This window comes from Flavimaribacter sediminis (assembly GCF_019492055.1).
In the GTDB taxonomy this organism is placed as follows: Bacteria; Pseudomonadota; Alphaproteobacteria; order Rhizobiales; family Rhizobiaceae; genus Flavimaribacter; species Flavimaribacter sediminis.
Map to the genome: position 1 here is coordinate 1 of NZ_JAICBX010000003.1, position 11436 is coordinate 11436.

At 61.1% G+C, this 11436-nt stretch carries 9 protein-coding genes; 7 read left to right on the top strand and 2 right to left on the bottom strand.

Annotated elements, in window-relative coordinates:
- Nucleotides 1-633: 633 nt before the first annotated feature.
- Genes K1W69_RS15745 through K1W69_RS15765 form a run of 5 tightly spaced genes read left to right on the top strand, consistent with a single transcriptional unit; the run spans nt 634 to nt 6969 of the window.
- Nucleotides 634-1584, top strand: coding sequence for a TAXI family TRAP transporter solute-binding subunit (locus K1W69_RS15745; RefSeq protein ID WP_220229389.1), 951 nt, complete (start codon nt 634-636; stop codon nt 1582-1584).
- A gap of 13 nt (nt 1585-1597) precedes the next feature.
- The gene (locus tag K1W69_RS15750; protein ID WP_220229390.1) at nt 1598-3538 is read left to right on the top strand and encodes a TRAP transporter permease; all 1941 of its coding nucleotides are present in this window, start codon (nt 1598-1600) and stop codon (nt 3536-3538) included.
- Nucleotides 3539-3541: 3 nt separating this feature from the next.
- Nucleotides 3542-4348 carry an IclR family transcriptional regulator gene (locus K1W69_RS15755; RefSeq protein ID WP_220229391.1) on the top strand — a complete coding sequence of 269 codons (807 nt, stop codon included), beginning with the start codon at nt 3542-3544 and terminating at the stop codon, nt 4346-4348.
- Nucleotides 4345-5361: an amidohydrolase family protein gene (locus K1W69_RS15760; RefSeq protein ID WP_220229392.1), complete on the top strand. Its 1017-nt coding sequence runs from the start codon at nt 4345-4347 to the stop codon at nt 5359-5361. The genes K1W69_RS15755 and K1W69_RS15760 overlap by 4 nt, the downstream gene beginning before the upstream one ends.
- A gap of 21 nt (nt 5362-5382) precedes the next feature.
- Nucleotides 5383-6969, top strand: coding sequence for an FAD-dependent monooxygenase (locus K1W69_RS15765; protein WP_220229393.1), 1587 nt, complete (start codon nt 5383-5385; stop codon nt 6967-6969).
- Here the strand turns inward: K1W69_RS15765 and K1W69_RS15770 are convergent, their stop codons facing one another.
- Nucleotides 6970-8535 carry an MDR family MFS transporter gene (locus K1W69_RS15770; protein WP_220229394.1) on the bottom strand — a complete coding sequence of 522 codons (1566 nt, stop codon included), beginning with the start codon at nt 8533-8535 and terminating at the stop codon, nt 6970-6972.
- 305 nt (nt 8536-8840) lie between these two features.
- Nucleotides 8841-9293: an Lrp/AsnC family transcriptional regulator gene (locus K1W69_RS15775; RefSeq protein WP_220229395.1), complete on the bottom strand. Its 453-nt coding sequence runs from the start codon at nt 9291-9293 to the stop codon at nt 8841-8843.
- Between the two features lie 117 nt (nt 9294-9410).
- Here K1W69_RS15775 and rocF point away from each other — a divergent pair, with 117 nt between their 5' ends.
- Nucleotides 9411-10343, top strand: a complete 933-nt coding sequence (gene rocF / locus K1W69_RS15780) for an arginase (RefSeq protein ID WP_220229396.1) — start codon at nt 9411-9413, stop codon at nt 10341-10343.
- Nucleotides 10340-11410, top strand: coding sequence for an ornithine cyclodeaminase (gene ocd / locus K1W69_RS15785; RefSeq protein WP_220229397.1), 1071 nt, complete (start codon nt 10340-10342; stop codon nt 11408-11410). Before rocF ends, ocd begins: the two co-directional genes overlap by 4 nt.
- The last annotated feature ends 26 nt before the right edge of the window (nt 11411-11436 follow it).

The window sequence follows — 11436 nt, forward strand, 5'->3', positions numbered from 1 at the left end:
AAAATCAGGCATGCAGCAGACCGCCGCCCACGTTTCTCTTTCCCCTATTCAATTGTCAAAAAACACGGGAAAACCATCCCGTTCCCCAAACAAAACTCTAAAGTCCCGTCCAGGTCCAAAACAAAGCCCAAAAGCCCATTCCGGAAACCAACAAGGCAAAACGTAGCGTCGCCAGCGGCGACACCGCCCTCGTTGGTGGCGCTATATACTCAACACATCTCGAACAAGTCAACACCAAAAAACACCCAAAATGAAACTTTCTTGACAGTGGATGGGCGTCGACTTTCAGAACCCCCGAATACCGGCCTTTTGGCAGGCTGGAGCAACGGGCGTTCGCTTTGGAGATAGTGACAGGCATAGCCTTTTTCACCCTGGAGAAGGTTACAAATCGGCAATGTTTTCAGAGCAAGCGCCTGACGATTCCGGTCATCGCCATAGGGCGATGATGCGTTTGCGCCTCTACGCCCGCCATGGCCGGCGAAGCCGCAGCCATTTCGCTCCAATCCACCCTGGTGACATTTGGCGCTTGTAAATCATCGTATTCCCGTTCATTCTAGTCGAAAATCTCATGATAAGGGATTATTGATCGGTTTTGGCTCTAAACGCCATGCCGTCACACTGAGGGAGGAAACCATGCGTCACTTGCTTGCAACTGCATTGATGGCATTCGGACTGTGTCTGGCCGGACAGGCACAGGCCCAGAACGTCGGCATCGCCACATCCAATCCGGGTTCGCTGTTTCACAATATCGGGACAGCAGTCGCCAACGCCGCCAACGAATCGGGCCTCAACGCCACCATCCAGCCGGCGACCAGCCCGAACCAGTTCATACCCTTCATCAATTCCGGCGGCATCGAATTCGGCGTGGCGAACCTGCAGGAGGTCAATTACGCGCTGGAAGGCAAAGCCTGGTTCGACGGCCAGCCCAATCCGAACCTGCGCGTCGTCGCCATGCTGATGCCGTTGCGTGAAGCCATCTTCGTGCGGGCCGACAGCGACATCATGTCAGTCGCCGATCTGAAGGGAAAAAGGATGGTTGACGGCTACACAGCCCAGAACACCATTCTGCCGCAGCTCGACGCCATCTATTCCACGGCAGGCCTGACGCGCGGCGACATGACGCCGGTCAACGTTCCGAGCGTGGTCGCCGGCGCCGACGCCTTCATGGCCGGTGAATCCGACGGCTTCATCTTCGCCCACGGCGCAGGAAAGGTTCGTGAAGCGGACGCCGCCGTCGGCGGCTTGCGGGCTCTGCCGATCGACAATCCGACGGACGAGGTGCTGGCAAAGGCGCGTGAACACTGGCCGACCGCATTCTTCACCACGATCAAGGCCGGAACGACGCCGGGCGTGCTGGAAGACGCTTCCTATTTTGCTTTTCCGCAAGTGATCTTCACGCATGCAAATGCGCCGGACGACGTCGTCTACGCCATGACCAAGGCGATATATGAGGGCAAGGAGTCTATGGCCAATACCTTCAAGCCGTTCAATCTCTTCGATCCCGCAGAAGTAAAGGGCGATCCGGGCGTCGCGGAGTTTCATCCGGGCGCCTTGAAATTTTTCGAGGAAAACGGCCTGAACTGAGCCAGAACGCCCAATGAGTGAATCGTCGCAACGGGAGGCCGCCCACGGCCTCCCCTTCGCACTGGCCAGATCAGTCGCCGACGCGTTGGCGTTGCTTTTGACGGTTGCGGCGGTTTGCTGGGCCCTTTCGGTTCCGCGCTATTTCAATCTCGGCTTCTATCCACAGCAGTTTTTCGCGATTATCCTCGCCTGCGTGCTGCCGATCGCCTTTCTGACATTGCCGGCCCGCATGGGCGCCGAGCGCCACCGGGTTCCGTGGTGCGACGTGGCCCTTGCCGTTCTCAGCTTCGCCGTCGTCGCCTTCATCGCCATCCGCTATCCGGACCTGGTGCTGAAGATATTTTCCCGGCCGCCCGAAGTCTGGATACCGGGGCTCATCGCCACCGTGCTGGTTCTCGAAGCCCTCAGACGCGCCACAGGCTGGGCGCTTGTCATCATCATCCTCTGTTTTCTCGCCTATGCGCTTCTTGGCCATTTCATACCGGGGCGCCTGTCCGGCCGCCCCCAGAACTGGCAGATGCTGTCCGGCTACATGGCTTTCGATTCCAACGGCATCCTTGGCCTGCCGCTTTCCGTAGCCGCAACAATCGTCATCACCTTCATTCTGTTCGGCGGTCTGCTGTCGATCACCGGCGGATCGCGGTTCTTCACTGACGCGGCGATGCTCGCCATGGGACGGTTTCGCGGCGGCTCGATGAAGATCGCGGTGCTTGCGTCCGGACTTTTCGGCTCCATATCCGGCTCCGCCGTCGCCAATGTCGTTGGAACCGGCGTCGTCACCATTCCCATGATCAAACGAGACGGTTATCCGGCCCACAAGGCGGCGGCGATCGAAGCCGTCGCGTCCACGGGCGGACAGTTGATGCCACCGGTGATGGGCGCCTCCGCATTCCTGATGGCGGAGTTTCTGGCGGTCCCCTATTCGACCATCGTTCTCGCCGCTCTCGTTCCGGCGATTCTCTATTACATCGCGCTCTTCATTCAGGCCGACCTTGAAGCCGCGCGGCTCGACATATCCCCCGTTCCGAAATCCGAACTGCCTGTTCCCTCCGCGGTGCTTGGCGGACTGCATTTCGCGATCGCTTTTGCAGCGCTAATCTACGCGCTTTTCTGGATGCGCTGGCAGCCAGAGCGCGCGGCGCTTCTGGGCTGCGTGTCACTTGTCGTCACCTCGCTGCTGTTCGGATACGGCGGCAGCCGGCCGAAAATATTCGATATCGCGGCGAGCCTTTCCAGAACCGGACATTCGGTCGTCGAGATCATCCTCATATCGGCGGCCTCCGGCCTCGTCATCGGCGTGCTGAACGTCACCGGCCTCAGCTTCAACCTCACCTATGTGCTCGTACAGATAGGCGGCGGAAACGTTATCGTGCTGCTTGGACTGTCTGCCATCGTCTGCATCATTCTTGGCATGGGACTGCCGACGCTCGGCGTCTACGTGCTGCTGGCGGCGCTTGTCGCGCCGGCGCTCGTTCAGGTGGGCGTCGAGCCGATTGCCGCCCATCTGTACGTACTCTATTACGGCATGATGTCCATGATCACCCCGCCTATCGCGCTCGCCGCTTTCGCCGCCGCGAGCATCGCCAAAGCGCCATCCATGCAAACCGGCTTCGCCGCCGTGAAGTTCGGCTGGTCGGCCTACGTCATCCCGGTGTTGTTCGTGTTTTCTCCGACGCTGCTTCTGATCGGCGCCCCGATGGACATCGTGCTGGCGATCGTCACTGCTATTGTCGGCGTATGGCTGATATCGGCGGGGCTCGCCGGCTATTTCACCAGCCGGATGAATTTCGCCACGCGATGTCTGTTCGTGCTCTTTGGCCTGATGGCGCTAATTCCCGCGCAGGCGTTTCCCGGCGCACTCTACAGCGATATCGCCGGCGTGCTTGGCGGGTTCGTTCTGATGGGTTCGGAGTTCGCGCGAAGGCGTCTGCGCCTCAACCGGGCGGAGGGCTGAGCAATGGCCGCAAGCAACAGCCTCGAGCGCGTCCTTTCGGTCCTGCAGGTCTTTTCGGAAGACCGTCTGGAGTGGACGCCGGAAGAAATGATGGCCGAACTCGGCTACAGCCGCCCCACCCTCTACCGCTATCTCAAGACGTTGAAAGACGCCGGTCTGCTGACTTCGACGCCGAACGCCGGGTTCTCGCTGGGCCCAAAGATTGTGGAGATGGACTATCTCTTGCGCAAATCCGACGCGCTTTCGCTGAACGGCCAGCCCTATATCGAGGACCTCGCCGGCCGCTATCCCTGCACCGCTCTCCTGGTGCGCTGGTATGGCAAGAAGATCCTGTGCGTCGCCTCCGAATGCTCCACGCCCGATCCTCTCAGCAGCTATCCGAGAGGCCGGCCGATGCCGCTTGCCCGCGGGGCGATCTCACGGTCGATCATGGCCTTTCTGCCCCGACGGCAATTGCTTCCAATGGTGAAGGCGAACCTGGACGAGCTCAGCGCCGTCGGCCTTGGCGACACCGTCGAGGAGATCCTCGACAGCTACAGACGCGTCCGCAAGGCCGGCTTCGCGACCGCGCAGGGCGAGGTCACTGCGGGCGTGACCGGTTTCGCCGCGCCGATCTTCGACGCCGGCAAGAGCCCGATCGCAAGCATCTGCCTGACGATCGCGAGCGCCGAGCTGACGCCGGATCGCGAGATTGCAATAAGCCGGGACATAGCCCGCGCAGGCGCAGAACTCAGCAACGATCTCTCCGATCGGCGCAACGCCCTGGACGAGGATGAAAACGACACGATGCGGGAAAGGGAACACCCATGAAGAAGATCGACATTTTCAACCACATCTGGCCAGCCCCTTTCTTCAAGGCCCTTATCGACCACATCGGGGAAATGACGGACATCACGAACCGCAGCGGCGCTGTGCCGATGATGACCGATCTCGACCGACGCTTCGACGTCATGGACATGTTCGGTGAGGAGTACATGCAGGTGTTGTCGCTCGCGTCTCCGCCGCTGGAAAAACTCGCCGGCCCCGACAAGGCGCTGGACTTGTCGAAGATCGGCTCGGACTCCATGGCCGAACTCTGTGAAAAATATCCGGACCGGTTTCCGGGCTTCATCGGAACCGCCCCCCTGGGCAATCCGGACGGCGCCGTCGCCGAAGCCAGGCGCGCCATCGAAGATCTTGGCGCCTGCGGCATGCAGATCTTCACCAATGTGTCCGGCAAGCCGCTCGACCGGCCCGAATTCGAGCCGTTCTTCGACTATATGGCGTCGTCCGGCAAACCCGTCTGGATGCACCCGGCGCGCGGCGAGAATTTCCCCGATTACCTTTCCGAAGACCGCTCGGAATATGAAATCTGGTGGACCTTCGGCTGGCCGTACGAGACATCAGCCGCCATGGCGCGCATGGTGTTTTCAGGCCTGTTCGACCGCTATCCGGGTCTCAAGGTGATCACCCATCACGCCGGCGGCATGGTTCCGTTTTTCGAGGGCCGGGTCGGCCCCGGCTGGGACCAGATGGGCGCCCGCACGACCGATCGCGATCTCGCCGCCGTCCGCAAGGCGCTGAAGCGGCCGCATCTCGATTACTTCAAGGATTTCTACGCCGACACCGCGTCCTTCGGATCGCGCAAGGCGATCGAGCACGCCATGGAGTTCTTCGGCGAGGAGCATGTCCTGTTCGCCTCCGATGCGCCGTTCGACCCGGAAGCCGGCCCGATGTACATCCGGGAAACGATCCGGATCATCAGCGAACTCGACATATCCGAAGAGACCCGCGCGAAGATCTTCCAGGGCAACGCGGTTAAACTGTTGGGGCTTTCGCTTTGACGCGCAAGCCAGGTCCGCCCCATGTCTGATCAAACGGTCTCACGCGATGTCATTATTGTTGGCGGCGGTCCCGTGGGCATGGCGCTCGCGATCGAACTCGGCCAGCGGGGCGTATCCTCCGCAGTCATCGAGCGCTATCACACGCCGCAACCCATCCCGAAAGGTCAGAACCTCAACCAGCGCACCATGGAGCTGTTCCACTTCTGGGGCGCAGAGAAACAGCTCCGCAACGCCAGGCGCATTCCGGAAAACTACGGCATCGGCGGCCTCACCGCTTACGGGACGCTGTTGAGCGACTATCACTATGACTGGCTCAAGCGCGAGATCGTGCGCCCGTTCTATTTCAGGGAAAATGAGCGCCTGCCGCAAAACGAGACCGAAGGCGTCCTGCGCGAACGGGCGTCGGAACTGCCGGAAATCGCCATTTCCTGTGGCTTGCGCGCCGAAAAGATTGGACAGGACGCCGATGGCGTCTGGGCGGAGGCTCACGGCGAGACCGGCGCGATGCGACGCTTCGAAGGCCGCTACCTTGTCGGTTGCGACGGCGCCAGGTCGATCGTGCGCGACCAGGCCGGCATCACCCAGACCCTCAAGGACCACGACCGCGTCATGGTGCTGCTTGTCTTTCGGTCGACCGGCCTTCACACGCTGCTGGAACGGTATCCGGACAAGCAATTCTATTGCGTGCTCCATCCGGATCTCGAAGGTTACTGGCGGTTCTTCGGGCGGGTGGATCTCGGCACGACCTGGTTCTTCCACGCCCCTGTGCCGCCGGGAACCACGGAAGACATTTTCGATTTCGCGCAGCTCCTTTACGATTCCGTCGGCGCGGAATTCGACGTCGCCTTCGAGCATGTCGGCTTCTGGGATCTGCGTTTCGCAACCACCGACAACTACCGTTCCGGGCGGATCTTCGTGGCCGGAGACGCCGCTCACAGCCATCCGCCCTATGGCGGCTACGGAATCAACACCGGTTTCGAGGACGCCTGCAATCTCGGCTGGAAGCTCGCAGCGACCCTGAACGGATGGGGCGGCCCGGCCCTGCTCGACAGTTACAATGATGAGCGTGGGCCGGTCTTTGCCTCCACGGCGGACGATTTCATCGAGAATTTCATCCTCGAAGACCGCGCCTTCCTCGAACGCTACAATCCGGAGATCGACAAGTCGCTGTTCGAAGCGCAATGGGCCGCGCGCGCGGCGAGCACGGCCGAGGTAAGCGCCTATGTCCCGAACTACGCCGGATCGCCGGTCGTTTTCGGTTCGCAGGGCGCTGCGTCCGGAGCGAAAGGTGAACACGCATACGCCGCCCGTCCCGGCTTTCATTTGACGCCGCAAAGTCTCTCGTCGGGAGACAACGTCTATGAACGGCTCGGTACAGGCTACACGCTACTGGCCATCGATGCCCCGTCGCAGGCGGAACTGTTCAGAAAGGCCGCCGCTGACGCGGGTATGCCGCTGACGATCGTCACCGACGATGACCGGAACCTGGCCGAAACCTACGCCGCAAGGCTCATTCTGGTTAGGCCGGACCAGTATGTCTGCTGGACGGGCGGCGACGCTGAACCTGACGCCGTCGATGTTCTGAAACGGGTCTCGGGCGTCGTTTGACTACTCGCCGGCGACCGCCGCTGCTCTGCCGCCTACCTCCGGAGCGTCCGCCTCTTTTGCTTCATGCTTGGGAAGTCGGATATCCTTGAGCATGATGGCGAGAAACAGCGCGACGACGAACAGGGCCACTCCGAAATAATAAACGTCGTGAAAGGCGTAGGAGAACCGCGTCACGGCTTCGGCGGCCGCGTCCTCCGGCAGCGCGGAAATCATTTCCGGCGTGAGTTCGCTCAGAGGCAGGCCGAGCCGGCTGGCCATTTCCTCCGACACCAGCCCTTGCCCACGGACGAGGCCCGCCGTCAGCAATCCACCGTTGATCGCGAGCCCGAAGGCGCCGCCGGCCAGCCGCACCAGGCTCAGGGATCCCGTCGTGACGCCGACATCGCGATGCGGCACAGCGTTTTGCACCGCCACCATCAGGGTCTGCATATGCAGGCCGATGCCGAATGAAAACATCATCATCAGAGCTGCGACGCCCCAGACGGGCGTCTCGTTGTCAACCGTGGTGAAGATGACAAGGGCGACAAGTCCAAGCACCATCGATGCGATCGGATAGGGCTTGTAGCGTCCGGTGCGGGCAATCAGGATACCAGACCCGATCGACGCGACGAGGGTGAACATGGACGCTGGCAAAAACATCAACCCGACCATAGCCGGGTTCAGTCCCGTGACCGTTTGCAGGAAGAGCGCGAAATAGTTCAGCATCCCGAGCGTCGACATCGAGGCGAGAAAGGATATGGCGAGCGACAGCGCGACGGTCCGGTTGGTCAGGATCCTCAAGGGAAGAACCGGTTCGCTGGCGACGCGCTCGACCATCACGAAGCCGATCAGCGAAAGAGCGATGAGAACCGGCAGTATGTAGGACATGGCGTCCGGGTCGCCCGGCGCAAGCAGCTTCTGCGACCACAGGACGCCAAGCGTCACAGAGGCTGCGAGGAGCAGTCCGCCCGGGTAATCTATCTTCGGCCTGCTTGCCTTCGTCACCGGCGGCATGGCGAAAAACAGCGCCGCGATGACGACCGCCCCCACGGGAATGTTGATCAGGAAAACGAACTCCCAGCCGATCGACTGCGAGAGCACGCCGCCAGCAACCGGTCCGATTACGCTGGAAAGCGTGAAAGTGGCCGTGCTGTACCCCTGATAGCGGGCTCTTTCCCGCGGTTCGAAAAGGTCGGCGATCGTCGAGAAGGCTGAAGTGACAAGCCCGCCGCCGCCCAGACCCTGCAGCACGCGCGCAGCGATCAGCGCTTCCATCGACCAGGCAAGCGCGCAAGCGAGCGATCCGACGGTAAACAGCGCGATCGCGAAGATGAAGACCGGTTTCCTGCCGAAAATGTCGCCGAGCTTGCCGTAAAATGGCGTGACCGCCGCCGTCGCCAGCAGATAGGCGGCGCCCACCCAGCCGAAAAGATCAAGCCGGCCGAGTTCGGCGACCATGGTCGGCAGCGCCGTCGCGATGATCTGGATATCGAGCGTCGCCATGAACATGCCGGCCAGCGCCGCCAGATAGATGACATACTTGCGGCGTGGCGCAAGGTCATACATCGTGCTGGCGGAATGAGACATCAACGAATACTCGGCGCTACAGGAACATTTGGCAATCTGACTGCCGCTATCATCAATTTCTTGACGGAATGATAAGGACAGCCGGCAAATTTTATTACGGCGAAACCGTTCCTGCGTGTCAAACTTATTTATTTGAGGGCTAATATTAACGATTCGTATTTTTCTTTTATATACTACGACCGTCTACAGGAAATGTCCTGCGCCAGACCGCACGTATCGACGTTCATATTGCGGCCGCGATCACTGCCAGCAAGCCAGGAAAGAACACAACGCGGGTCGTCGACCGGATTGCGGCGAACCGGATATCAGGCAGTCGCGACAGCCCGCCCTGCCCGTCTGTTGCGGCGCGTTGAAAGATAGAGATTGGTTTCGCTCGCCGCGACGCCGTCGATCAACCGGATGCGGCGCAACACGGCGTCGAGATCGGCGAGCGTTTCGGCGCCAAACTCCACCACGAGGTCCCAACGGCCGTTGGTGGTGTGGATGCTTAGCGCCTCAGGCATGCCCTGCAATTGCGCTATAATCCGGTCCGCGCCCTTGCCTTCGATCGCTATCAGCACGACGCCGCGCACCGGCTGTTCCCGGACATCCCCCTTGAGTACGGCGGTGAAGCCGACGATTTCTCCGCTCGCAATCAGCCTGTCCAGCCGGCTGCGCACCGTCGCGCGCGTAACGCCGGCCTGCGCCGCCATCTCGGAGACCGACGCCCTGCCGTCGTTTCTCAGTATTGCGATCAACTTCGCGTCGATTTTATCCATAATGATAATCTATTATCGCCAATGTGAATAATATCAAGTCAATTTTGGTTACTATAATGTCTTGAATATGCCGCATGATGAGTAAAATTATTCACTATGCAAATTCAGGAGCAGTCAATGAGCGCCATCAGACTCATCGGCGCCCCGGTGGACCACGGCAGCGCGCAGCGCGGATGCCTCATGGGGCCGGACGCCTTGCGCACGGCCGGGCTGGAGGCGTCGCTGCGCCGTCTCGGTCACGACGTCGCCGACCTCGGCAATCTGACGCCGGACGCCGTGTCGACGCGATCCTCTCCGAATACAGCGATCCACGATCTGGAAACATGCGCAGGCTGGGTTTCCGCGCTCGCCCGGGCGAGCTACGAGGCCCGGCGGGACGACGTGATACCCGTGTTTCTCGGTGGCGATCATCTGATGTCGGCGGGCACGGTGGCCGGCGCCGCGCGCCACAGCGCGGGGGAAGGTCGCGAGCAGTTCGTCCTCTGGCTCGACGCCCACACCGATTTCCATAGTCTCGAGAGCACCGAAAGCGGAAATCTGCACGGAACGCCGGTCGCCTATTTCACGGGCCAGCCGGGCTTCGCGGGATCCTTTCCCGATCTCGAAGCGGCGGTCAAAACCGGAAATGTCTGCATGATCGGCATCCGGTCGGTCGATCCGGCGGAGCGCGCCAAACTGGCTGACGCGTCGATCGAGGTCTGCGACATGCGACAACTCGACGAGGAAGGCGTCGGCGCGCCGCTGCGCAAGTTCCTCGCCCGCGTAGAGCAGGCGAACGGCCGGTTGCATGTCAGCCTTGACGTCGATTTTCTCGATCCGCTGATCGCGCCCGCCGTCGGCACGACTGTTCCGGGCGGCGCGACCGTTCGCGAGGCGCATCTCGTGATGGAGATGCTGCACGACAGCGGCCTCGTGACGTCGCTCGACGTCGCCGAACTCAACCCGTTTCTCGACGAGCGCGGCCGCACAGCGATCCTGATGGCCGATCTGGTGGCGAGCCTTTTCGGAAAGCGCGTGATGGATCGCCCGACACGGAGCATTTGGCCATGAACACAATCATCCATCCCTCAACGCCGACCGGCGTCAACATCGTGCCATTCGTCAGCGTCGACAACATGATGAGGCTGGTCCTCCATGTCGGCGTCGAAACGTTTCTCGCGGAACTTGCCGCCTATATCGAAGACGATTTTCGACGCTGGGAGCGCTTCGACAAGACGCCGCGCATCGCCTCCCATTCGCGCGAAGGCGTCATCGAACTGATGCCGACCAGCGACGGCGAGACTTACGGCTTCAAATACGTCAACGGCCATCCGAAAAACACGAAGGACGGCCTTCAGACGGTTACAGCTTTCGGCGTGCTGTCCAATGTCCATACCGGTTATCCCGCGCTACTCACCGAAATGACAATCCTGACGGCGCTCCGCACGGCGGCGACCTCGGCAGTGGCTGCGAAATATCTGGCCCCGGAGAATGCCGATACGATGGCGATCATCGGCAACGGCGCGCAATCCGAATTCCAGGCGATCGCCTTCAAGGCGCTGCTCGGAGTCGATCGGCTTCGCCTCTTCGATGTCGATCCGTCCGCAACGGCCAAATGCGCCGCCAATCTGGAAGGCCACGGCTTCAAGATCGCCGCTTGCCGCTCGGCGCAGGAAGCGGTGGAAGGCGCGCAGATCCTGACGACGGCGACCGCGGACAAGCAGTACGCGACGATCCTCACCGATAACATGGTCGGATCCGGCGTTCATATCAACGCGGTCGGAGGCGACTGTCCGGGCAAGACGGAACTGCATCGCGACATCCTGCTGCGCAGCGACATCTTCGTTGAATATCCGCCGCAGACCCGCATCGAGGGCGAAATCCAGCAACTCGATCCCGACCATCCGGTCGAGGAACTCTGGCAGGTGATAACGGGTCGCGCAGCCGGACGCACCGGCCCTTCACAAATGACGTTGTTCGACAGCGTCGGCTTCGCAATCGAGGATTTCTCGGCGCTCCGCTATGTCGCCGACAAACTTTCCGCCGCGCCCTATTTCGACGAGCTCGACATGCTCGCCGATCCCGACGACCCGCGCGATCTGTTCGGCATGCTGATGCGGGCGAAAGGCGCCGACTGATTTCCACGCGCGATTACGTCACAGGT

Excerpts from the sequence above, each read along its gene's own strand:
- K1W69_RS15765 (WP_220229393.1), top strand. The coding sequence starts at position 5,383 with ATGTCTGATCAAACGGTCTCACGCGATGTCATTATTGTTGGCGGCGGT.
- K1W69_RS15745 (WP_220229389.1), top strand. The coding sequence starts at position 634 with ATGCGTCACTTGCTTGCAACTGCATTGATGGCATTCGGACTGTGTCTG.
- K1W69_RS15770 (WP_220229394.1), bottom strand. The coding sequence starts at position 8,535 with ATGTCTCATTCCGCCAGCACGATGTATGACCTTGCGCCACGCCGCAAG.
- ocd (WP_220229397.1), top strand. The coding sequence starts at position 10,340 with ATGAACACAATCATCCATCCCTCAACGCCGACCGGCGTCAACATCGTG.
- K1W69_RS15755 (WP_220229391.1), top strand. The coding sequence starts at position 3,542 with ATGGCCGCAAGCAACAGCCTCGAGCGCGTCCTTTCGGTCCTGCAGGTC.
- rocF (WP_220229396.1), top strand. The coding sequence starts at position 9,411 with ATGAGCGCCATCAGACTCATCGGCGCCCCGGTGGACCACGGCAGCGCG.
- K1W69_RS15775 (WP_220229395.1), bottom strand. The coding sequence starts at position 9,293 with ATGGATAAAATCGACGCGAAGTTGATCGCAATACTGAGAAACGACGGC.
- K1W69_RS15750 (WP_220229390.1), top strand. The coding sequence starts at position 1,598 with ATGAGTGAATCGTCGCAACGGGAGGCCGCCCACGGCCTCCCCTTCGCA.
- K1W69_RS15760 (WP_220229392.1), top strand. The coding sequence starts at position 4,345 with ATGAAGAAGATCGACATTTTCAACCACATCTGGCCAGCCCCTTTCTTC.